This window comes from Halomonas sp. TD01 (assembly GCF_923868895.1).
Taxonomy (GTDB): domain Bacteria; phylum Pseudomonadota; class Gammaproteobacteria; order Pseudomonadales; family Halomonadaceae; genus Vreelandella.
On sequence record NZ_OV350343.1, the window covers coordinates 486,536 to 509,407 of the forward strand.

Annotated in this window: 16 protein-coding genes and 1 tRNA gene; 6 read left to right on the forward strand and 11 right to left on the reverse strand. The window is 54.1% G+C overall.

What is annotated here, in order from left to right; translation table 11 throughout:
• Nucleotides 1-30 precede the first annotated feature (30 nt).
• Together L1X57_RS02310 and L1X57_RS02315 are read left to right on the forward strand one after the other, a co-directional pair.
• Entirely contained in the window at nucleotides 31-1,413 is a 1,383-nt protein-coding gene (locus tag L1X57_RS02310) for an FAD-binding oxidoreductase (protein WP_234667892.1), read from the forward strand.
• A gap of 25 nt (nucleotides 1,414-1,438) precedes the next feature.
• Nucleotides 1,439-2,548 (forward strand): pyridoxal phosphate-dependent aminotransferase, encoded by a 1,110-nt coding sequence (locus tag L1X57_RS02315; protein ID WP_009722140.1) that lies wholly within the window; start codon nucleotides 1,439-1,441, stop codon nucleotides 2,546-2,548.
• A 168-nt stretch (nucleotides 2,549-2,716) separates the two neighbouring features.
• On the opposite strand, the gene L1X57_RS02320 is transcribed toward L1X57_RS02315, so the two are convergent.
• The 11 genes from L1X57_RS02320 to L1X57_RS02370 form a co-directional block, all read right to left on the reverse strand.
• Nucleotides 2,717-3,673: a branched-chain amino acid transaminase gene (locus tag L1X57_RS02320; protein ID WP_009722139.1), complete on the reverse strand. Its 957-nt coding sequence runs from the start codon at nucleotides 3,671-3,673 to the stop codon at nucleotides 2,717-2,719.
• On the reverse strand, nucleotides 3,670-4,776 hold the full coding sequence (locus tag L1X57_RS02325) for a class II histone deacetylase (RefSeq protein WP_009722138.1): 1,107 nt from the start codon (nucleotides 4,774-4,776) through the stop codon (nucleotides 3,670-3,672). Before L1X57_RS02325 ends, L1X57_RS02320 begins: the two co-directional genes overlap by 4 nt.
• Before the next feature lie 10 nt (nucleotides 4,777-4,786).
• Complete coding sequence (locus L1X57_RS02330; RefSeq protein ID WP_234667894.1) at nucleotides 4,787-5,821, reverse strand: histone deacetylase family protein; 1,035 nt, start codon at nucleotides 5,819-5,821, stop codon at nucleotides 4,787-4,789.
• A 17-nt stretch (nucleotides 5,822-5,838) separates the two neighbouring features.
• Nucleotides 5,839-7,113, reverse strand: coding sequence for a TRAP transporter large permease (locus L1X57_RS02335; protein WP_009722136.1), 1,275 nt, complete (start codon nucleotides 7,111-7,113; stop codon nucleotides 5,839-5,841).
• A complete protein-coding gene (locus L1X57_RS02340) occupies nucleotides 7,110-7,655 on the reverse strand; it encodes a TRAP transporter small permease (RefSeq protein WP_009722135.1) in 546 nt (181 codons plus the stop codon). The genes L1X57_RS02335 and L1X57_RS02340 overlap by 4 nt, the downstream gene beginning before the upstream one ends.
• 57 nt (nucleotides 7,656-7,712) lie before the next feature.
• On the reverse strand, nucleotides 7,713-8,786 hold the full coding sequence (dctP, locus tag L1X57_RS02345; protein WP_009722134.1) for a TRAP transporter substrate-binding protein DctP: 1,074 nt from the start codon (nucleotides 8,784-8,786) through the stop codon (nucleotides 7,713-7,715).
• A gap of 141 nt (nucleotides 8,787-8,927) precedes the next feature.
• The gene (locus tag L1X57_RS02350; RefSeq protein WP_009722133.1) at nucleotides 8,928-9,863 is read right to left on the reverse strand and encodes an ornithine cyclodeaminase family protein; all 936 of its coding nucleotides are present in this window, start codon (nucleotides 9,861-9,863) and stop codon (nucleotides 8,928-8,930) included.
• A 1-nt stretch (nucleotide 9,864) separates the two neighbouring features.
• Entirely contained in the window at nucleotides 9,865-10,221 is a 357-nt protein-coding gene (locus tag L1X57_RS02355; protein ID WP_009722132.1) for a RidA family protein, read from the reverse strand.
• A 129-nt stretch (nucleotides 10,222-10,350) separates the two neighbouring features.
• Nucleotides 10,351-11,118, reverse strand: a complete 768-nt coding sequence (locus tag L1X57_RS02360) for a helix-turn-helix transcriptional regulator (protein WP_009722131.1) — start codon at nucleotides 11,116-11,118, stop codon at nucleotides 10,351-10,353.
• Between the two features lie 182 nt (nucleotides 11,119-11,300).
• Entirely contained in the window at nucleotides 11,301-17,747 is a 6,447-nt protein-coding gene (locus tag L1X57_RS02365; protein WP_009722130.1) for a hypothetical protein, read from the reverse strand.
• 322 nt (nucleotides 17,748-18,069) lie between these two features.
• Nucleotides 18,070-18,156, reverse strand: a tRNA-Leu gene (locus tag L1X57_RS02370).
• Between the two features lie 113 nt (nucleotides 18,157-18,269).
• Between L1X57_RS02370 and queA the strand changes: the two genes are divergently transcribed.
• From queA to secD, 4 genes are all read left to right on the forward strand, one after another.
• On the forward strand, nucleotides 18,270-19,301 hold the full coding sequence (queA, locus tag L1X57_RS02375; protein ID WP_009722129.1) for a tRNA preQ1(34) S-adenosylmethionine ribosyltransferase-isomerase QueA: 1,032 nt from the start codon (nucleotides 18,270-18,272) through the stop codon (nucleotides 19,299-19,301).
• 64 nt (nucleotides 19,302-19,365) lie between these two features.
• Entirely contained in the window at nucleotides 19,366-20,484 is a 1,119-nt protein-coding gene (tgt, locus tag L1X57_RS02380) for a tRNA guanosine(34) transglycosylase Tgt (protein ID WP_442786594.1), read from the forward strand.
• A gap of 71 nt (nucleotides 20,485-20,555) precedes the next feature.
• Nucleotides 20,556-20,882 (forward strand): preprotein translocase subunit YajC, encoded by a 327-nt coding sequence (yajC, locus tag L1X57_RS02385; protein ID WP_009722127.1) that lies wholly within the window; start codon nucleotides 20,556-20,558, stop codon nucleotides 20,880-20,882.
• 135 nt (nucleotides 20,883-21,017) lie between these two features.
• On the forward strand, nucleotides 21,018-22,871 hold the full coding sequence (gene secD, locus L1X57_RS02390) for a protein translocase subunit SecD (protein WP_009722126.1): 1,854 nt from the start codon (nucleotides 21,018-21,020) through the stop codon (nucleotides 22,869-22,871).
• The last annotated feature ends 1 nt before the right edge of the window (nucleotide 22,872 follow it).

Here is a 22,872-nt window from a genome sequence, read left to right on the forward strand (position 1 = left end):
AATCGTTAACCTCTTTACCAAGGAACACCCATGCAGATAACCCTGGAGGCGCTGAGCGCACTTGTTGGTTCAGCCCATGTGCTCACGGGTGATGATGTCACTAGTCGCCGCGTTGACTGGATGACCGGCGCGCCCTGCCAAGCAGGCGCTATCGTGCGCCCGGCAGACACCGAACAGTTAGCGGCTGTCATGCAGGCCTGCCACGCGCTTAAACAGCCAGTAGTGACCCACGGCGGCTTAACCGGTTTAGTGCATGGCGCGGAGGCTAGCCCAGAAGAGTTGGTAATTTCCCTGGAGCGCATGACCGCTATCGAAGAGATTGACCAGGTCGGCGGCACGATAACGGTACAAGCAGGCGCCCCCCTTCAGCGGGTACAAGAAGCCGCTAACGAGGTTGGTCTGCAGTTCCCGTTGGATTTAGGCGCACGTGGAAGCTGTACGATTGGCGGCAATATCGCCACCAATGCTGGCGGTGTCAGGGTGATTCGCTACGGCATGATGCGCCAGCAAGTACTAGGGCTTGAAGCAGTGATGGCCGACGGGCGTGTTGTCAGTTCCATGAATCGCATGCTGAAAAACAATGCAGGATTTGATTTAAAGCAGCTATTTATTGGCAGTGAAGGCACCCTGGGGATTATTACCCGCGCCGTGCTGCGGCTTCAGCCGCCTACCCCTAGCGAGCAAACGGCACTGGTGGCTTGCCACTCGTTTGACGCGCTAACCGGGCTATTAAGCCACATGGGCAAAGCGCTTGGGGGTGGCCTGGGAGCCTTTGAGGTGATGTGGCAAAACCACTATCGCCTACTCACCGAAACGCTGGCGAGGCACACGCCTCCTATTCCACCAGAGCACCCCTTTTATGTGATTATCGAGTCGCTCGGTAACGATGAAACTCACCATGCAGAGCAATTCCGTGTAGCGCTTGAACAGGCATTTGAACAAGACTTAATCGTCGACGCGGTGATTGCCCAATCAAGCTCGCAAAGCGATGGTTTATGGGCGATACGAGAAGATATTGAAGGGCTCATCAAGGGGCTGGCACCCATCTTTACCTTTGATGTCAGCCTCCCCATTGCCGATATGCAGCGCTATACCGATGCATTAGAGAAGCAACTAGTACAACGCTGGCCAGATGGCCGCCTGGTGGTATTTGGTCATCTTGGCGACGGCAACCTGCATATTTCTATTAGCGTTGGCAGCGATGCGCCGGAAGAGCGCCACGCGGTAGAAACACTGGTTTACGAGCCACTTAAAGCGCTGGGAGGCTCTGTTTCAGCAGAGCATGGCATTGGTTTGGAAAAGCGCCCCTGGCTTAGTACCTGCCGCTCTCAGGCGGAAATCGAATTAATGCACACACTGAAGCAGGCGTTTGACCCACATCAGTTGCTTAATCGCGGTAAAATTTTGAGCTGAAAATTTTCACTATTAGGATATCGATATGCCCTCCTACCCCCATCATCTTACTGGTGAAGGTCCCCTTAATCCGTTTCCTGGGATTAAAGTTCTGGAGCGCCGCATTGGCCGCGAAATCCCTCATCGATTGGGCTCTAATGAAGGGCTGGACATGCCCCATCGTGCGCTACGTGAACATTTTGGCGATGCTGTCGCCGAGCATGTGTACTGTTACGGCGATGCGGAAGCTCTCGGCGTTCGTCAGCGACTAAGCGCCCAGCAGGGTATACCGCTTGATCATTTACTGGTGGATGCCGGTGCCGATAGCCTGATTGCATTAGCACTGCGCACCACCTGCACACCGGGCGACACCGTGGTTAGCACGGCGGGCACTTACCCAACCTTTGGCTACTTTGCGAAAGGCCAGGGTTGCCACTTAGTAGAGCCTAGCTATGTTGAAGCCCCTGGCCTACTGGCCCCTGATTTGGAAGCGTTAGCGGCGGCAGCACACCAGGAAAATGCCCAGCTGGTTTATTTAGCCAACCCCGATAACCCTAGCGGCCACCTGCATAGCGACAGTGCCATTCTCAAGCTGCGCGACGCACTGCCGGATACCTGCTGGCTGCTGCTGGATGAGGCGTATGGCGATTTTCGTGATGACGCCAACAGTGACTTCGCGGCCAAGGCACTTCCAGGTGTCATTCGCCTACGCACGCTGTCAAAAGCCCACGGTTTAGCAGGCTTACGCATTGGCTATGCGATTGCTGACCCTGATGTGCTCGCATTGATGATGAAGGTACGCATTCACTACGCGGTATCCACCTTTACCCAGGCAGCCGCAGAAGTCGTGCTCGATCACCCAACTGAAGTCCACCAACATATTGCGGAAGTAAAAGCACGCAGGGAACAGTTAGCGGCTCATTTCCAAGCACTGGGTGCCGACGTACTGCCTAGCGCCACCAACTTTATCGGCATTCGCTTACCAACTGCCGAACTGGCCGAGCGGGTAAACCGTGAGCTACTGGAAGCAGGCCGTTTAATCGCCCGCCCCGCTCACCCAGCGCTTGGTCATGTCTTACGCATTACCGCCGTCGCGGATGCTCTGGAACCAGGGCAGCTAGCGATTCTTGAGCAGGCCATTAAAGAGAATGCCTGACTCAGTTAGAAAATCTGCCAGTGGTGTTGGTGTGCGGGGGCAGATTGAAACGAGGGTCTTTCGCCATGGATGGCGAAAGTAGCGCCCATGGATGGGTTTACAGCGCCCTCGTGGCAAACTGCCCCCGCTAATTAAATGCAAAACGCTCGCTAATAGCGGGCAATGAGCCTAAGCGGGCGTTAACCAGTGCTTGAACGCGGCCAGCTCGCCACGCACCGCTTGGCGATACAGGCGCTGCAAGCGCGCGGTCACACTGTCGTCCGGTATCGGCGCGTCGACTGCCGGCGCACCCGCCCTTACCCCGATGCGGCGGCCATCCAGTTCACGCAGAGGAAGAATTTCCGCAGCGGTACCGGTTAAAAACGCCTCATCGGCAGTATATAGCTCATCGCGGGTGATGCGTCGCTCGCGCACTTCTATGCCCAGCGCCTCGCGGGCTAACTGGATCACGCTGTCGCGGGTGATGCCCTGCAAGCAGGACGTCACTTCAGGCGTGTGCAGTACACCATCGCGCAACAAGAAAACATTCGCGGCGGACGCTTCGGCTACATAGCCTTCTGGGTCAAGCATGATGGTTTCATCAAACCCTGCTTTCACAGCGGTATTCAGCGCCAGCATCGAATTCACATAATGACCGCTGGTCTTGGCACGGCACAGGCTGATATTGACATGGTGACGCGCCCACGAAGACGTCAGCGCACGTAACCCACAGCGGGTTGCCTGCGGCGACAGATACGGCCCAAGGTCCCAGGCAGCAATCATCACATGGGTGCTTAATCCTTTGGCCCGTAGGCCAAGGCCTTCCGCCCCAAGAAACACCGTTGGCTTAAGATAAGCGTTCGTCAGCTGATTTTTACGCAAGCACTCCTGCTGAGCCTCGATCAGCGCCTCTTCGCTAAAAGCGATCGGAATATCTAAGGAGTGGGCGCTCTCTGCCAAGCGGCGGGTATGCTCAGCCACGCGAAACAGCGCCGTTCCCTGCTCCCCCTCATAGGCGCGCACGCCCTCAAAGCAGCCCATTCCATAGTGCAGCGTATGGGTAAACACATGAACCTTGGCCTCTCGCCAAGCCAGCCATTCACCATCCTGCCAAATCCAACCATCGCGATCATAAAGCGGTGTCATTGCGTGCATTGCTCCCACTGTTGGCGCCAGCCATCGATAAGCGCCTGCTGGTGCGGTTGTAAGGCTTGATACCCCCAGGCAGCAATTTCATCGTTTTGCGGATCGGGGACACTCATCGTACTACCTGCCAAGGTTTGAATAACGCCATGCCCACATAGCGGTACATAGCCTTCTGAGTAACCACCTTCATGGACAAAAACCAGCTTTCCCTGGCAGCAACGGGCGGCAAGTGCTTTTAGCTGTGCGGTCATTTCGGCAAACGCGGCACTGTTGAGTAGCATCTTGCCTAACGGGTCTTTTGCACAGGCATCATAGCCACAGGCCACCACGATTAAGTCTGGGTTAAACGCTTCCAGCGCTGGCAACACCAGCGACGCCATCGCATAGCGATAAGCGCCCAAACCACAGCCCGGCGGTAGCGGCAGGTTAAGATTCGCCCCTAACCCCTCGCCTTCTCCCTGCTCTTCAAAACTGCCTGTATCGAGAGGGTAGTTCGCGGCTTGATGAACGGAAACGGTGAACACCTCAGGCTCAGCGTAAAACGCCGACTGCTGGCTATTACCGTGATGCACATCCCAATCAAGAATCGCTACCCGCTTCACTTGCCCCAAGGCCCGGGCACGCATCACGGCTACCGGGATATTGCCCAGCAAACAGAAACCACGCCCCTGATCCGCCTCGGCGTGATGCCCCGGCGGGCGGCAAAGCGCATAAGCGTTATTGACATGCCCAAGCGCCACGTCTTCTACCGCTGCGACGGCAAGCCCCGCTGAGTGCCTTGCTGCTGCCCAACTGCCAGGCATGAAAGGCGCGCAGTCGCCGCCGTTACCACCGCGCGCCTGGTCACCGGCCTGAAGTGATTCAAGATAACGAGCCGTATGGAAGCGCAGCAGGTCCTCAACAGATGCGGCAGGAGGTTTGACGACGCGGAGCTCGTCAATCAGCCCGCTAACCTCAAGAATATTCTTCAGCCGCCGTTTGCTTTCGGGACTTTCCGACGCTGGTTGCGGCTGCAGAAACTCACCGGGAGCAGAAAAAACACCAATGGCACCCTGGTCGTGCCAAAAGCAACGTTCGTGCCAGTAAAACCCTGTCTTACTCATTGAGCGTCTCTCAACTTCTCTGATAACCGCGCATAAAGGCGGCAAGGTTAGCGCTGAGATATTCGGTCGGATAGCCGCCCTCTTGAATCACCACGGTGGGCTGCGATAAGGCGCTCAACTGCTCACCCAATGCCACAAAGGCTTCCGTTTCCACGCTGAACCCAGCAAGCGGATCATCCTTATGGATATCCAGCCCCAAAGACACCACGACCGCCTCTGGCTGGTAACGGTTGAGCTGCTCAATCAGCGTGGCCACCGCGTTAAGATAGGTCCCGCCATCACTGCCCAAGGGCAAAGGTAAGTTGACGTTGGCACCTTCACCCTCTTCGCACCCTATCTCGTCCACGCCACCCCAGAAGAAGGGATAAAAATCACTCGGGTCGACGTGTACAGAGCCGGTCCAGACATCCCCGCGGGAATAGAAAATATCCTGAGTACCGTTACCGTGATGCAAATCCACGTCAATGATCGCTACTTTGGCAAATTTCTCACGCAGCACGCTGGCAGCCAGAGCAGCGTTATTCAACAAACAGAAGCCACCCGCGTTATCCGGCCCCGCATGATGACCCGGTGGGCGGCACAAGGCGTAAGCACGTGGGGCCCCGCTCATTACCTCCTCCGTCGCAGCCACGGCTGTCGCTGCCGAGGCCAGCGCCCCTTGAAAGCTTGTTTCGCTTAACGGGCAGGCCATATCGTGCAAATGCCAGCCCGTCTGGCCAATCGGGTGATCAGGATAGTGGCGCGCACCGCCGCAAGGGTGAACGTTCGGTGCCACCAGCGCCGCTGCATTAGGCAGCGCCTGCCAACGCTCATAAATCGTTTCCAGAAAGCGTAAGTAGCGCGGCGTATGAATCTGCTCTAGACGTTTCCGCAGCGTCGGCGAGTCGGTTTCACTAGGTTCAGTCAGGCTCAAACCAGCCGCCGCCAACCCTTTGCTTAGCAGCTCAGCGCGTACCGGCCCCTCCGGCGAAGGCGCTGGCTGGCCGCGCAACAGAAAGGTCGGCGGCGCATGGTAGTCCTGGTCAGGATGGTAAAAGCACTTCATGTGTTGCTATCCACCTTTTAAAGTAGTGAAGGAATCCAAGTTGAAAGCGCTGGAAATGCCGCTAACAGCACAATAACGCCAATGAACGCTACATAAAATGGTAGTGATGCCACGATGGCTCGCTCATAAGGCACTTCGGCTATTCGGGCGGCCGTCATCAGCGTCATCCCCACGGGGGGCGTCACATTGGAAACGTTGAGCACCACAATCATCAATATGGCGAAATGCAACGGGTCAAAACCCAGCTGAATCATGGCTGGCACAAGTACGGGCGCTACCACTACGAGCGCAGGTAGCACATCCATCACCGTACCAATCACCAACAGTAGCAAGCACACCAGCATTAACTGTAGGAATGCGGCATCACTGAAGGTGGTAATAAGCCCAGCAGCGTCTCTGGCAATTCCTGAGCGTGTTACAAACCAGCCCAGTACCGCCGAGGTAGCGAGCAAGAAAAACACCACGCCGGAGAAGCGCACGGTCACAACCAGCGCGTCCCAAATTTTTCGCCAAGTGAGATTTCGGTAAAATACGACGCCAATCACGATGGCATACACCGCCGCAAACCCAGAGGCTTCAGTGATGGTGGTTAAGCCCGACAGAATGCCACCCAAAATAATCAGTGGCACCACCATGGCAGGCAGCGCAACGACAAACGACATCAGCGCTACTTTAAACGGCGTAGGTGCCTGTTTGGGATAACCCCGTTTCCAGGCCAGGAAAAAGCTCACACATAACAGCGCCAACGCCATCAAAAGCCCAGGAATAATGCCGCCCGCGAAAAGATCGATCACCGAAATATCACGCAACAGGGTGGCATATACCACCATCACCACACTGGGTGGAATAATCGGCCCAATAATCGATGAACACGCCGTAACGGCTGCCGCGTACTCAGCGTCGTAACCCTGCCTTTTCATTTCGGGAATCATGATTTTGCCGATTGCCACGGTGTCAGTGACAGCAGCACCGGTTAACCCGGCAAAAAACACCGATACCGAAATATTGACGTGGGAAAGTGCACCCCGAACACGGCCAAACAATGAATTATTAAACGCAATCAACTTGTGAGTTAGTCCACCCTGATTCATTAGCTCGGCGGTAAAAATAAAATAAGGCACCGCGATTAACAAAAACCCTGAAACCCCTGAAAACATCCGGTCGGCAATGATACCGAGCATGCGCTCTCCGCCCAGGGAGAACCCCCCAGCCAGTCCTGACATAGCCATGACAACCGCCACGGGAGCACCAATAAACAGCAACAGCACAAATACAATAATAGTAGGCGTCATGGCCGGGTCTCCCCTTCAGAACTCTCAAGAAGCTCATCAATCACCTCATGCTCGCTTGTAAAGTGCTCAAGCAGTGCAAAGCCGTGAACGAGATGCAGCAACATAATCAGGCCGCTGATAGGAACAACAATGGCCGTCACTTTGCTAGGAATGCGGATCTGATCCGACACCATGTAAACCTGCGTCGCGTTGGTGAAGTAGCCCCAGCCATACCAAGTAAGCATGAGTGCAAATAAGCCGAGGACCGCCAGACACAACACCGCCGCTATTTTCACCATGATTCTGGGCAGGCTACGCACTAGCAGCGTCATCGCTACATGCTCGCCATAACGCAGTGAAATGGTCATTGAGAGAAAGCCTATCCATGGCAAAAAAAGCCGGGCCAGTGAATAGGTCCAGCTCAGCGTGCTGCCGGTAAACAGCTTGTAGAGAAAGGCGGTAAAAGAAATGCCCAGCATCGATAAAATACAGCCAACGCATACCACAATTGCCACCTGATTGACGTGATCACTCAGGCGGCGTAACGGGAGTAAAACGCTCATCGTGATTCCTCACGCTGGGGCAGGCGTGCTACCCCAGCGTTTGTCCGTCGCTAAGTCTTACTGGCCGTAAATGCGCAGATCATCATCTGCAAGCTGCTGACCAACCCGCTCGACTTCGTCAAGTAGCCCCTGCACGCGGGCTTCATCCATACCGAAGTCATCGACGATCCACTCTTTCCAAGCGGGACGGGCAACCTCTGCCATCCGTTCCCGCTCGGCATCGGGCATTAGGTAGCAAGCTTCAAAGCGTTCGCAGGACTCTACCCAACTGGCGGTGGCAAGCGCACCAGACATACCGTGGCTCAGTTGAATCGCTTCGCGGGCAGAGCTGATTAACGCCTGTTGATGCGTTTCCGGTAGCGACTGATACCAGGATTCACTGACGACCCAAGGGGCACTGTTGTATACATGCCCTGTCAGGGTGGTGTAGTCCGTTACCGCATCAAAGTTGAACGTGGTATTCAACACGGGAGCGTTAAATTGGCCATCCGCCAGCCCCGTTTCAAGGGCAGTAATCAGCTCACCCCAAGGGAGGGGCGTGGCAGAAGCACCAAGTGAGCGCATGATAGCCACGTGAGCTGGGTTCTCTTCGGTACGGATATTGAGCCCTTCTAGATCTTCCATGGTCTCAATCAAGCGCACGTTGTTAGTGAAGGCCACGAAACCGCCGCCATCATCGAACGTACCTAAGTAGCGCATATTGGCGTCTTCAACGGTGCCAGACATAAAGTCAGCAAACCATTCGCTGTCAAAGAAGCTCCACGCTTGACGCCAACTGGTAAACAAAAATGGCGCCGTTACCGCTTGATAGTCGCCATAAAACGATGACATCGCACCCGCTGACATAATGGTCGATTGCAGCGTGCGGCCGCCCTGCACTTCTGAGCCGTTTTCTACTTCTGAGCCTAGCTGACCACCGCCAAAAATAGAGACTTCAAGGTCTCCATCGGTGCGTGCTTCCACAAGGTTTTTGAAATGCACCAGGGCAGGATAGATTTCGTTATTTTTCATATCCTCTGGCAGTTGGGTAGCGATGACCATTTCATAGGACTGCGCCTGGGCGGTGGCACTGGCAATCGCCAGTGGCAGCGTGGCCATGGCAGCGAATAAAAAAGACTGTGTAGGTTTCATAACTTACCTCGTTTTGGTTATTAGCTGGTTTGCGTTATGACTGGCGTTTCCACTCGTAAGCGATCGCTTTATTGTCGTTATTGTTAAAGCCGTAGAAGACGAACGTGACGGCTCTCTGTTAGTTACTCGGCTCTCTGTGAGTTACTGGTTAATGGCCTCCCACACTTCAATGGCCGCCGCTAAGTCTTCAAGCGATGCGCCAACTGACTTAAACAGCGTGATGGCCTCTGCAGAGCGTCGGCCTGGCTTAGTTCCCACAAGCACCTCGGCAAGCTCGGCCTTGATATCCTCGAAACGGAACGCACCTTCGTCGATTGCCTGAAGAATATCGCCAGCTTCACCCTTAGCCCCTGCGTAGGTATCCACAAATACGGCAGATCGACGCAGACACTCAGCATCGGTTTCGCGCATTTGGGGGCGGAAGGCACCAATTAGGTCAACATGCGTGCCCGGTGTTAACCACTCACCTTTAATTAAAGGCTCTGTGGAGAGCGTGACGCAGCTGACAATATCAGCCTGCACAACCGCTTCTTGCAGATCGCTAACGACCTGGGTGTCAAAACGATCCGCATAGGCCTCAGCAATAGCAGAAGCTTTCTCAGGATTTCTGCCCCACACCAGGACACGTTTGATCGGTCGAATGCTGGCATGAGCTTCAATGACCATAGGAGCCAACTTGCCAGTACCCACAACCAGTAGCGTTTCTGCTGTCTCGCTGGCCAGCGCCTGCGCCGCCAAGGCAGAAGCAGCCGCTGTGCGGCGGCGCGTTAGTTCGCTGCCATCAATGCAGGCCAGTGGCTGGCCATGCTTGCCTTCACTAAGCAAATACAGCCCTGAAATAGCAGGAATATTGTGTTGTGCATTTTGGGGAAACACATTGACCATTTTGACGCCAATATAGCCTGCTGGCTCCCAGGCAGGCATTAGCAGCATGGTGGCTTCACCGTCGGGGCGATGCATCGCGTGATGATGGCGTGGCGGAGATTCAACGCCGTTCACAAAGGTGGTATGTAGCCGCTTAATCAAACCTTTCCAGGTAAGATAGCGTTCCACTTCCGCCGCAGACACAACCCGCATATCAAGCCTCCGGCAGCGCAGCAACAACCATGATTTCTACTTTCCATTCCGGCTTAGCAAGCTTGGCTTCAACCGCTGCACGTACGGGTGGGCGGCCAGGCACAACCCAGGCATCCCAGGCAGCATTCATTTGATCGAACTCAGCCATGCTGGTGACCCAAATTTGCGCCGAGATAAGCTGCTCTTTCGAGGTGCCTGCCTGAGCTAACAGTTGGTCAATGCGCGCGAGCACTTGCTCCGTCTGGCCACGCATGTCAGCCGTTGCATCACTAGGCACTTGGCCGGCGAGATAAACGGTGCCGTTGTGAATCGCGACTTGGCTCATACGGGCATTGCTGTCTTGATAGGTAACGCTCATGGTGTCTCTCCAAGGAAGGTGGGAATCCTCTTGAGACTACGATGATGATGAGCGGCGTGCTTGCCCGAAACTCTGGGAAATTTGCCCGTAAGTGTTGAAACGTGCCGGGCATTGTTGATCGCGGGTAGGCTAGCGATCTGAGGAGGGGGCAATCTCAAAGTAGCGCCGATAGGCGCGTGAAAAGCTACCTTGGTCGCGGAAGCCAACCAGCATGGCAATATGGCCCAGGCTTAGCGCGCTGTGCCTAACCAACGTACGCGCGTGTTCAAGCCGCCTGCGCTGAACATACGCTAAGGGTGTCACACCGGTTAGCTCACGAAAGCAAGCATGAAAATGGCCAGGGCTTAGCGCACATAATGCGGCTAATTGCTCAACCCGAATATCGTCCGCCAAGTGCTGATCCAGCCAAGCATCCAGCCTTTCTAGATCCAGCCGCTCACTGATACAACGCACGCCAATCTGATCAGCAACTTGCTTCGGCTCATCTTGGAGGTACATATACAGCGCTCGAAGCAGCAGCACGGCAATTTCATTTTGTAGCGCGGGACACTGCTCTAACTGATGCGTCAAGGCATGGGTAAGCTGATTAAGCGCCGGAGGCACGGTGAAAAAACGCGGCTTATCGAACAGCCGCTCGATTTCACTGCCTTTCTCCAACACGGCCAAGTGCTTCACCGGAATATCCAGCACCAGCGTGCGGTTACTGCCATCGCCTTGGTACTCATGATGTCGAGACGATGGAATCAAGCAGCCACGGCGTGCCGTGACGCGCTCGCTCTGCCCTTCCATAGCAAGCTCAGTCACGCCACACGTCGCCAGTATTAACTGGTGAAAATCGTGGGAGTGAGACACCTGCTCTGGGGCTAAATTGCGATTATGCAGCTCAAACTGGTCCATGGACGTACCGTTTGGTTCTACGTTGACGATTGCACTATAAAACGGCTGACCATAGAAAAGCGAGAAAGCGCCAACGCTTGGCTAACGCTTTCTTTAATACGTAAAACAATTTTACAAACAGCTAAATCGACGTTTGAAAGACGGTCTCCGCCAAACTAGCCAACACCGCCTTCACACAGTCATTAGGCAATCGTGTTGTAATTGGTATTCCAGTTAACGTTATCAAAGTCGCCAAGATTAATATTCTCGAACGACGCTAGCGTGTCAGTTTCAAACGCACTGTTTGAAAGTGCTTCGACACGTTGCAGCAGCGCGTCATCGGCGATCTCTTGCGTACTACCATCACCCGCCAAGAGGTACACCACATCACCGCTTTCCAGGCCAAGCTGATCGAGCCAATCAACGCCGCTCTCGAATTCAGCAGTTGTGAACACGGCGAAGGCGTCGTTAACATCTAGCGTTTGCACCTCCTCGCTAATAACAAGTCCTGCGCCTTCGCCACGCAGTGCTGCAAACTCCTCGGCGGTCAGGTCAACACGTAGCTCGTCGGCACCTGGCACATTGCCGACGCGGAAATCGGTGATGCTCATCACCTCGCTACCAGGCTGACCATCCACCGTAAAGGTTTGGGCGAGTTGATCAACGCTACCACCGGCTTCGGCACCCGGCTGATGCGTGTAACCATTGACCGTAAAGGCAATATTCAGATCCTGCTCGGCGTCACTCTCAAGCGGGTCATCAATGACGACAATGCTTGCGGCATCATTGACCAGAAATTCAGCTGGTACACCACCATTGCCTGCGACATTAAGCGTGTAGATATTGCTATAAGTGTCCTGCACTACCCATGAGGTTAGCGAGGAGAGAGGCACGTCGTTATTTACCGCGCCGTCCAGCAGCGTACTGGCGGTGACAAACAGCTCCTCGGCCGCGCGAACATCCAGCAATCCAGCATCGAAAAATGCGCTTTGAGCGGTATCCAGCGAGTAGTTTTCAGGGATGCTTCCTCCACTGATAAAGCGCTGCACTAGGTCTGCCAGAGGGTAAGAAACCGTTAGCCCTGTTTGGTCAAAGTTCTCTAGCTCGCTGAGTACTTCAAAATCTTGATAACCGATCTCATCAGTATTGACGCGCACACTACTCGCCGCTAACAGCACGTCACTATCGATAGCCTCCATGAGCTGCTGAACACTATCTTCTATCACCCAGTTCAGCAGCGTTTCGCGGTCTAGCTCAGCGGCATTGTTGGCACCTGCCATAATGGAGGCAACGGTGGCTAGCAGCTGCTCACCTTCCGCTACGGTTAACGAGGAAGCATCGAAAGGCTGGTCAGCCAGCACTTGGTAACTACCCGGACGCTCATCGGAGCTGGCAGGCAATACCTCTCCGGCATTTATTACGGCAACCGCTTCTTGTAAGGAGTAACCCACCTCTACGCTATCGAGCGACACGTTGCCTAGCGCAACAAACGCCTCGTACTGCTCGGCGGTCAGAAGCTCATCAGCTCCCAACTGCAAGCTGATGTTAGCTGCGCCCGTTACCCACGCCTCTTCACTTGCCACCAATAGATTAGCCGCCTGAGCATCGGTAATACTCCAGGTCTGAAGCATTTCCACACTGACATTGCGGCTGTTTAGCGCGCCATCCACAATCGCCTGAACTGACTGGTATCGAGCTTCAGCATCAGCAACCGTAGCCAGTAGGAAATTCGGCAATTCAATATTACTTGGCGTAATTTCATAGCTATTGGCAATGCTTTCAATCTGATTCAGCGTTAAGTTGCTGGTTAAAATAAACCGCACTGGCGTATCGCCAAGCTCAAAATTATCTAACCGTTGTAAACGCTGTAAATCGGCAATCGCTAGAATATCGTTATTAACCGACACCTGCTCCGCACCGGTAATATGCAGCGGGAATTCGGTGCCAGCCTGAGCCTCTAGCAAGGCAGCTGCCGTATCAACAACCGTCCACTTCAGTAATGCGTTCACCGAAGGCGTGGGCCCATTGGCATTTGCCAATGCAGATAGCGCCTTATCCACCAACGGTTTAACGTCAGCAGCGGTGAAGGTACCCACGGACAGCTCTTCATCAGCAATACGATAACCCACACTGTTATCGCCTGGATCTTTATTGAGACTTTCAACACCCTCTTCGTCAATGATCTCTAATGCTTCTTCTAGGGTGTACAGCACCTCAATGGGGTCATCGGCATACTGATAGTTGCCTAGAGTCATCAACGACTGATAGTGCGCGTAGGTGATTTGATCATCCGTAATCACGACATTGCCAGCCAACGTTATATGGCCCTGATTGATCGCACGAATAACGTTGTCAGCCGTGTCGCTTACCGTCCAGTCGAACAGGGCTTGAACGGTTTCATTGTTATTTTCGAGACCATTAGCCGCTTCCAAAACCGTCCGGATGTTTGCCAAGGTATCGGCGGATTCTGCGACGGTTAAGGTCTCTACCAGGGCTGTTTTGTTATCTAGCAGGCTAAAACGTCCTGCTGGTGCGAGCAGATCGGCCTCTTCGGCACGCAACGCATCGCTAATATCGGCGTAGGTTACTGCGGTCGTATCACCTAAGCTAAAGTTGTTCAGCGTCGTATCCAAACGCTCATATTGCGCTGCGGTTAAGGTGAGGTTAGTGACTTGAATGGTATCCGCAAGCTGCAACCCATCTGGAAGATTAGCCCTTAACTGCGCCTGGATATTGGTATAACTATCAAGCACGCTCCAGGTATAAACATTGCCGAGATTGGGCGCGTTTTCGGCGCTATCTAGCAGTTGGCGCACAGCGGCCAGATCATTGATAGCAGACTGTACGGTCAATGGTTGTGGGGCAAATAACGCGCCAGTACTAATAATGTAATTAGCCACGACATCGTCGATACCGACGCTAAACGCCTGCGCTAGCGTGTACTCCACCTGTTCGTCGCCACGCTGATACCCAGCGTTATTGCTTTCAATCGCTAGCAGCGCATTGTATTGAACAATGGTAATCGCTTGGTCGGTGACACGAAGTTCATCAGCAAGAGCGATATGCAATGCACCTTGCTCAACGGCTAAAATCGCCTCAGCAGTATCATTAATCACCCAATCAAACAGCTCATTAGCGTCTAGCCCATCGGCGTTATTGGCACCGCTGATAATGTCTTCAACACGGGCAAGCTCAGAACTAGCACCAGCAACGCTAAGTTCTCCTGGGCTGTAAGCTTCTGGCGCAATTTGATAGTTATCCGCCAGCTCAATGTCTGTACTGATAGCACCTTCTAAGGTGTAGCGAACAACCGTGGCAGCCAGTTCAAAGTTATCTAACATGGCCAAGCGTTCGTACTGGGATTGATTAATTCCCGCATTGGCGACACGCACTTGGTCCGCCAGCATCACGTGATCTTCGGCAATATCGCCAATGATAGTATTGGCGTTATCGACCACTACCCAGCTAAACGGCAAAACTTCGCGCAGCTCCTCACTGTTTTCAGCGTTTTCTACTAACGCATCGATCTGGAGGTACTGTTCCCGCGCGTCTGCCACGGTGAGCTCGCCACCCTGACGGCTGGCCTCAGAATTAATCGCATAATTGGTGAGCAACGAGCCAGCATCTTCAGCTTCAATGGCTTCCGACAACGTGTACTCAACAGTTTCTCCGGTGCGTACGTAATTGCTCTGAAGTCCTGTTAGGGCTTCATACTGCGCTAAGGTAATCACACCATCGCTAACGTTGACGGCATTGGCACGCAGTAAATGGGCAACATCACCCGCATCCAAAATAGCGCCAACCGTATCAAGCACTGTCCAGTTGAAGAGTTGATCGACATTGGGCGTTTCTGGGTTCAGCGCATTCGCCAGAATGTTGTCTACGGTCGCGAGCGTATCTTCTGCTTTCAACACGCTAACACTGCCCGCATTAAAGGGCGGTTGTTGGGCGATTTCGTAGTTTTCGGCAAGCACGTCGGCAGCGATTGCTTGTGCCAAGGTGTAGCCCACAACGGTGTCGCCTAGCTGGAAGTTATCCAACGTATTAAGCTGATCAAATTCACCGACGGTTATCGCACGATCACTAATAGTGACGGGGTTAGCGCCAGCGACGTGGCCATCGTTGATATCCGCAATAATGGCACTAGCACTATCACTCACGGCCCACTGAAATAGCGTCAGTGGCGGTTGATTGTTGGCACCTTCCAAAACCCGCGAAACATCGGCAAAGGCTGAAGCTGCTTGTGCGACAGTCACGGTACCGACATCAAGGGGAGCATCGAGATCAATGATGTAGTTGCTGGCCAGCGGTGTTGCATCGAGGGCTTGTGCAAGCGTATAGCCTACTTCTGTGGCACCTAGCTCGAAATTGCTCAGCGCATCGAGCTGCTTAAATTGCTCTGGCGTAATGACGGCTTCTGTGACGCTGACACGGCGGGCTTCATTAAGCTGCGGGTCAGCGCTGGAAGCGTCTATCACGTTGTCAAAACTATCGAGGATGGTCCAGTTCAACAACATCTCGCGTGTTAAACCATCATCCCCAGTGTTCAGCGCGCGATCTGTTAACAGCCGTGTTTCATCAATAAGCTCTGCCGCTTCACGCAGGCTTAATTCATTATTAACAAACGGCGTTTCTGGATCTAACGTGTAGTTTGCGGGCATTTCTGCCGTTTTCAGCGCCTCTTCAAGCGTGTAAGGCACCACCGTGCTGCCAAGTACAAAGTTATCCAGCGTATTCAAGTCTGCAAACTGGTCCGGCCGGATCGTTTCATCCGTTAGCGTAACGCGCTCAGCACCTAAAACGGCGGGGCGCTCCAAACCGCCAGTCACCAACACATCTTCGACGCTAGCGCGAATTGACCAAGTGTAAATGTCGGAAAGCTCGATAGGCGCCGTTCCAACATCGTAATCACCTGCTAAGATCTTCTCCACCAGCGCTAAACGGTCAGCGGCGACGGTCAATCCCAACGTGCCCGCAGAGAACGACTGATCAGGGTTGATCAAGTACTGAGAGGGCAAGTCTCCTTTTTGCGCAAGATTAACCGCGGTTTGAAGCGTGAGATAAGGAAGATCAGCGCGAACATCAATCGTATTGGAAAGATCGCTGTTGGGGTTTTGAACCGCTTGTTGAGCATCGCGAAGTGGGTTGCTGTCGCCGTCTCGATAAGCATCAAGGTTGACGTCCGCCCCCGCGTTATCAATAGCGTCTAGTGCTTGCTTTACCTGACCGGCGATAGAAGGCAGCCCTAATGCATCAGCCATTTGCTGATTGGTCAGCTCACGACCCGCTTCATTGGCTTGATTGAGTGCGTTGGCAAGTAGTGAAAGCGCGTCGCTACTGCTAATACCCGCACTGTTGGCCATCGCTAGCAAGCCAGCAACTTTAACACCCGCGACAAGCAACTCAACGCTAGCAGAGTCTTCTCCCAGTGGGTCGGTAGTCAGCAAATCAACGCGCTCATCTAGCCCCAACGCGGTTTTAATCACACTTTGCGACGTAGCATCGTTGACATCAAACTGCGCCGATAGCTGAACCATCATGGTGGTCAACGGCGTGATCACTGTGGCACCTTCTGGCGCTCGCAACACCCCGTTGAAGGGCAGCCCAGTGGCAATGTCAACGCCACCTGTGGCAGTCAAGATACCGCTGCCCTGCAGGCCACTGAAGAAACCGCTATTATCGGTTTCCACTTGATTAGCGTTAACGGCACGAGTAACGGTGGCACCAGCAATATAGCCATCAATCACATAGCCGCTGATCGTGGGTGGTTCTGGTGCAGGCGGTGTTGAGGAACCACCACCTCCCCCGCCGCCAGCTGCAGCAGCTCCTAACGCCAGCGCACCGCCACCGATGTAAAGCCAAGGTGGAATCTCACCAAAAGAGCTAACTGGGGTGCTGCTACCGCTTGTGGCACTTGTATTACTTGGCGTGGTTTCGTTGCCGCTAACGCTAGGTGAAAAAGACGCACTAGGCACAAAGAGCAGCGTGCCAAAGTCAGTGCTTTCTGCCACACCTTGCTGCAACGCACTGCTCGGGCTGATCAACAAAAGATCGCCCTGTTGAACCACAGCGCCACGCTCCACGAGCAACAGTGAGCCATCAGCACGGGTAATCATTACATTACCATCGGGCAACAGCTCCCATGTCTGCACATTGGGCAACTGGCTTAACGGCACAAGAAGGCCGCTGTCGGCATCCAGCTTTTCCATAAGCGCCGTGATATCGACCACCACGCGCCCGCCTTCAAGCTCAACATCCGCAGCCGCTAGGTAAATACGCTGGCCGTTATCCATTACCAATGTCAGGCTGCCATTAGGTTGGCGAATAACCTCATCAACCCCTTGCAGGTCATTAACAGCAACCATGTCATCTGCCATCGCCTGCTGAGCCATCAGCGGTAGAACCAGCGTTGCCGCCATTCCACCATGCTTTAACACTTTTTGGTTTTTCGCCATCCAACGGCGAACGAAAGCAAGGCGTGCCTGCGGATCAGCCGGTATTTCTATGCGCGCCACACCCTCTTGGGTGTCAGCGAACGCTTGCCAGTCGCCCTGGGAGCCCACTGAACTCACCCTGACGCCATTGAGCAAGTGGCCGTTCATCACACCAGGCTGGGTCGACTTAAGAATATCGGCTGATGATATCGCCATTGAGCACTTCTCCACTGAAAGTTCGCAGGCGCTTGGCGCCTAATCGTTTTTATATCCGGTTGGCGTACATCGCCCACGCGCCTGCACACACCGTGCTTACCAAGCGCATTAGAAAAATAGGCTTAAGTATTCCACAAAGAAGTGTTAGCCAAACCCTGAAAAAGACTGGTTATATAGCGGTAACAGAGCATTAGACGCATCGCCACTACCGAAACGCGGTAGCAAGCAATGGAATCAGCCGAAAAGCGCGGCCAGATGAAAAGGGATCGTAAAAAGCAGGCACAAAAAAGGGCCTAGCGATAAATCGCTAAGCCCTTGAATTTGGTGCCGGTGGCCAGACTCGAACTGGCACACCCGTAAAGGCGGCGGATTTTGAATCCGCTGCGTCTACCAATTCCGCCACACCGGCAATGGCTGCGCATTATACGTAGATAACCTCACAGGTCAATCACATTGACTGACTTTATCTATCTAAAGCGCTATCCTATGCCGCCTGTTTGACCACTGATAAGAGCCATTTCCATGCAGCGCGCGGATTTTCATTTCGAGCTACCCGACGAGCTAATTGCTCGCTACCCTTCTGAGCAGCGCAGCGACTGCCGTTTGCTATGTGTGGATGGTCAAAGCGGCGCACTCGAGCATCGTCGATTTCCTGATTTACTTGAGCTACTCGAACCCGGCGACTTGCTGGTATTCAATGATACGCGTGTCATTCCAGCACGCTTGCACGGCCACAAAGCTAGCGGCGGTAAAGTAGAAATGCTGCTGGAGCGTCCGTTGGATAGCCACCGTGGTTTAGCGCATATCCGTTCGAGCAAATCGCCCAAACCTGGCACCGAACTGATCTTTGAAGGCGATATTCATGCGGTGGTTGAAGGCCGTCGCGATGCGCTTTTTGAGCTGCGCTTTTTAGGCGACACGCCCATGATTGCGCTGCTTGAAAAGCACGGCCATATGCCACTGCCACCCTATATCACCCGTGACGATGAGCTGAGTGATCGGGAACGCTATCAAACCGTGTACGCCCGCCGCGACGGCGCAGTAGCAGCGCCTACCGCGGGGCTTCACTTTGACCAGCCGTTGCTGGATGCCCTGGCAGAGAAAGGCATTAACAGTGCCTTTGTGACCTTGCACGTCGGCGCTGGCACCTTTCAGCCTGTGCGCGTCGACAACATCCTCGAACACCACATGCACAGCGAGTGGATTGAGGTTTCTGAGGACGCCTGTCAAAAAGTTCGCGACACTCAGGCCGCTGGAAAACGGGTCATTGCTGTCGGCACTACTAGCGTGCGCTGCTTAGAAAGCGCTTGCCTGAAAAGTAACGACGGCCAGATCGCCCCCTACAGCGGCGACACCGATATCTTTATCTACCCTGGCTATGAGTGGCGCTGTGTGGATGCCCTAATTACCAACTTTCACCTGCCCGAGTCGACCCTGCTGATGCTGGTCTCCGCGTTTGCAGGCTATGACCACATGATGCGGGCATACCACACGGCAGTTGACGAGCGCTACGCGTTCTTTAGTTATGGCGATGCCATGCTGCTGACCCGCTAGACACGATACGCCCAGCGCCTTAACCGATTATTGACGAGTTATTTAGATGCGAAACGAATGCTTTATGCGCTTTGAGCGCCTAGCCGACGATGGCCGTGCGCGCCGGGGGCGCCTGCACTTCCCCCGCGGCACCGTCGAAACCCCTGCCTTTATGCCGGTGGGTACCTACGGCACGGTGAAGGGCATGACACCTGACTCCGTGAAAGAGATTGGCGCAGAAATCATTCTCGGCAATACCTTTCACCTATGGCTGCGCCCAGGCACCGACGTTATTGAAGCCCATGGCGACTTGCATGACTTTGCCCAATGGGACAAACCGATCCTGACCGACTCCGGCGGCTTCCAGGTTTTTTCCTTGGGTGAAATGCGCAAAATTACCGAGCAAGGCGTTCACTTCCGTTCGCCAGTCGATGGCAGCAAGGTATTTATGGGGCCGGAAGAATCCATGGCCGTGCAGCGCTCGTTGGGCTCTGACGTGGTGATGATTTTCGACGAGTGCACGCCGTACCCAGCCACCTTTGAAGAAGCCGAAAAATCCATGGAGCTTTCACTTCGTTGGGCGAAACGCTCACGCGATGCTCATGGTGACTCACCTTCAGCGCTGTTCGGCATTATTCAAGGCGGCATGCACCCTGAACTTCGCGAACGCTCACTAAAAGGGCTGCTCGACATTGGCTTTGATGGCTTAGCCATTGGCGGTCTGTCGGTAGGCGAACCCAAAGAAGAGATGATCAAGGTGCTTGATTATCTACCGACATGGATGCCGGACGACACCCCTCGCTACCTGATGGGCGTTGGCAAACCAGAAGACTTGGTAGAGGGCGTGCGCCGCGGCGTCGACATGTTCGATTGCGTGATGCCTACCCGTAATGCACGCAACGGTCACCTGTTTACCTCAGAGGGTACGGTCAAGATCCGTAACGCCAAGCACCGCTTCGATACCCGACCGCTTGATGCCGAGTGTGACTGCTATACCTGTAAGAATTTCTCACGGGGCTATTTGCACCACTTGGATCGTTGCAACGAAATGCTGGGTTCCATGCTCAATACCATCCATAACTTACGCTACTACCAGCGGGTAATGGCTGATTTGCGCGCGGCAATCGAAGCGGGTACATTGACGACCTTTGTGGAAGGCTTTTATGCCCAGCGCGGCCTGCCAGTGCCTCCCCTAGCGAATTAATCGCCATCCGCCATTGGCGGGTGGTTTAATCGGTTCACCCATTGAGTTTTCTAACCCAGGAGTTCTCTGCAATGCTGGATTTCTTCATCTCACCAGCCCATGCCCAAGAAGCCGCTGCCGGCGGTGGCATCGCGCAAATTGTTATGCTGGTTGGTTTTGTGCTGATTTTTTACTTCCTGCTTTGGCGCCCCCAGGCAAAGCGCGCTAAGCAGCACAAACAGCTGGTTACCGGCTTGGCTAAAGGCGATGAAGTCGTCATCGGTGGCGGCCTTGTTGGTCGTGTTACCAAAGTTAATGATGAGTTCCTGACGCTGGAAGTATCTGAAGGCACCGAAGTTAACGTGCAGAAAAATGCCGTTGCTGCCGTACTTCCTAAAGGCACTATTAAGTCCATCTAACGCCTGCTTCTCCCCCCTGCCGATCCAGTGCCAGCCACCCCGGCAGGGGTGACATGGTAGCCACGATGGTGAACTTTGCTGTGCGCGGTCTGTCCGTGCACAGCAATTCCGTTTGTAATTGAAGGCAGGGCTTGCATGCTCAACCGTTACCCCCTGTGGAAGTATCTGCTGATACTGGTCGTCCTGGTGGTTGGCCTTATCTATTCGCTTCCCAATTTATTCCCCGCAGATCCCGCCATCCAGGTTAGCGATGCCCAGGGCGACTCGCTGGATGAACGGCAAATATCCCGCGTTGAAGAAGCACTCATCGACAGCGATATCGCCATTAAAGCCATTGAAGAAGCGAATGGCCAATGGCTGATTCGCCTACAAAGTGACGATGACCAACTTGATGCCCGTGATATTGCCTCTGATGTATTGGGTAGTGACGGCACTGTCGCGCTCAACCTCGCTGACGCCACCCCTGGTTGGCTGCAAGCCTTTTCCGCATCCCCCATGACGCTGGGCCTCGATTTACGCGGAGGCGTGCACTTCTTACTTGAAGTGGATATGGACGCCGCTCTTACCCAGCGTTTAGAAGTGAATGCCAGCGCCATGCGCGAACTGCTGCGTGGAGAGCGCATTCGCTATCGCAATACCACCATCGACGAGCGCTCGCTTTCAATCGGCTTCGGAAGTACAGAAGATCGCGATACCGCACGACGCTTGATTAGCCGCGACTTTCCTAATTTTGAATATAGCACTGAAGGCGATGGCCGCGCCGCCAACCTAGTCATGACGCTCAGCGACCAAACGGTTAACGAGATTCAGGACTATGCGATCAATCAAAACTTAACCACGCTACGTAACCGTGTGAACGAGCTGGGTGTGGCTGAGCCGATGGTTCAACGCCAAGGTCCTAGCCAAATCGTGGTTGAGCTGCCCGGCGTTCAAGATACCGTGGCTGCAAAGCGCATTGTCGGCGCGACGGCAAACCTAGAGTTTCGCCTGGAAGCGCGTAATGACACGCCTGAATCGGAAACCGAGCGCCTCGAATTCCGTAATGACCCAACACGCTCGGCAGAGCTGATGCGCGATGTCATTATTACTGGTGATAGCGTATCCAGTGCCAGCAATAGCTTTGATGAAAATGGTCGCCCACAGGTCAACATTAACCTGGACGGCACCGGCGGTACGCTAATGAACCGCGCCACGCGGACTAACATCGGTCGCAACATGGCGGTGTTGTTCATTGAGCATAAAAGCGAAGACCGTGTTGAAATCGATCCAGAGACCGGCGCAGAGACCATCGTTCGTGAACCTTACGTCGAACGCGGCTTGATCAGTCTTGCCACCATCCAAAGCGCATTGGGCAACAGCTTCCGCATCACCGGCTTAGACTCACCGACTGAAGCTGCTGAGCTTGCCCTTCTGCTCCGCTCTGGCTCACTGGCTGCACCTATCTACTTTGTGCAGGAACGCACCATTGGCCCAAGCCTGGGTGCCGAGAACATTGAACGTGGCCTGCTATCGGTTCAAATCGGCTTGTTGCTGGTCGTTCTGTTTATGCTGGTACGCTATAAAGTGTTTGGCGTGTTTGCCAACATTGCCCTGGCGCTTAACTTAACGCTACTCGTCGCTGTTATGTCGATGCTGGGCGCCACGTTAACGCTACCAGGCATTGCCGGGATCGTGCTTACGCTGGGCATGGCAGTTGATGCCAACGTCCTGATATTCGAACGCATACGCGAAGAATTACGCAACGGCATGTCGATTCAGCAAGCAATCCATGCGGGCTACGAGCGCGCCTTCACCTCTATCGTGGATGCCAATATCACCACACTGCTGGTAGCAGTGATTCTGTTCTCGATTGGTACCGGCCCGGTGAAAGGGTTTGCCGTTACGCTCTCCATTGGCATTTTGACATCCATGTTCACGGCACTGCTGGTGACGCGCGCCATGGTCAACCTGACCTATGGCAGCAAACCCGTCAAAAAGCTGTGGATTTAAA

Bases quoted from the DNA above. Each gene is read 5' to 3' on its own strand.
- L1X57_RS02340 (WP_009722135.1), bottom strand. From the start codon at position 7,655: ATGAGCGTTTTACTCCCGTTACGCCGCCTGAGTGATCACGTCAATCAG.
- L1X57_RS02360 (WP_009722131.1), bottom strand. From the start codon at position 11,118: ATGGACCAGTTTGAGCTGCATAATCGCAATTTAGCCCCAGAGCAGGTG.
- L1X57_RS02365 (WP_009722130.1), bottom strand. From the start codon at position 17,747: ATGGCGATATCATCAGCCGATATTCTTAAGTCGACCCAGCCTGGTGTG.
- queA (WP_009722129.1), top strand. From the start codon at position 18,270: ATGCAGCGCGCGGATTTTCATTTCGAGCTACCCGACGAGCTAATTGCT.
- tgt (WP_442786594.1), top strand. From the start codon at position 19,366: ATGCGCTTTGAGCGCCTAGCCGACGATGGCCGTGCGCGCCGGGGGCGC.
- L1X57_RS02325 (WP_009722138.1), bottom strand. From the start codon at position 4,776: ATGAGTAAGACAGGGTTTTACTGGCACGAACGTTGCTTTTGGCACGAC.
- dctP (WP_009722134.1), bottom strand. From the start codon at position 8,786: ATGAAACCTACACAGTCTTTTTTATTCGCTGCCATGGCCACGCTGCCA.
- L1X57_RS02320 (WP_009722139.1), bottom strand. From the start codon at position 3,673: ATGACACCGCTTTATGATCGCGATGGTTGGATTTGGCAGGATGGTGAA.
- yajC (WP_009722127.1), top strand. From the start codon at position 20,556: ATGCTGGATTTCTTCATCTCACCAGCCCATGCCCAAGAAGCCGCTGCC.
- L1X57_RS02315 (WP_009722140.1), top strand. From the start codon at position 1,439: ATGCCCTCCTACCCCCATCATCTTACTGGTGAAGGTCCCCTTAATCCG.
- secD (WP_009722126.1), top strand. From the start codon at position 21,018: ATGCTCAACCGTTACCCCCTGTGGAAGTATCTGCTGATACTGGTCGTC.
- L1X57_RS02350 (WP_009722133.1), bottom strand. From the start codon at position 9,863: ATGCGGGTTGTGTCTGCGGCGGAAGTGGAACGCTATCTTACCTGGAAA.
- L1X57_RS02330 (WP_234667894.1), bottom strand. From the start codon at position 5,821: ATGAAGTGCTTTTACCATCCTGACCAGGACTACCATGCGCCGCCGACC.
- L1X57_RS02335 (WP_009722136.1), bottom strand. From the start codon at position 7,113: ATGACGCCTACTATTATTGTATTTGTGCTGTTGCTGTTTATTGGTGCT.
- L1X57_RS02310 (WP_234667892.1), top strand. From the start codon at position 31: ATGCAGATAACCCTGGAGGCGCTGAGCGCACTTGTTGGTTCAGCCCAT.
- L1X57_RS02355 (WP_009722132.1), bottom strand. From the start codon at position 10,221: ATGAGCGTTACCTATCAAGACAGCAATGCCCGTATGAGCCAAGTCGCG.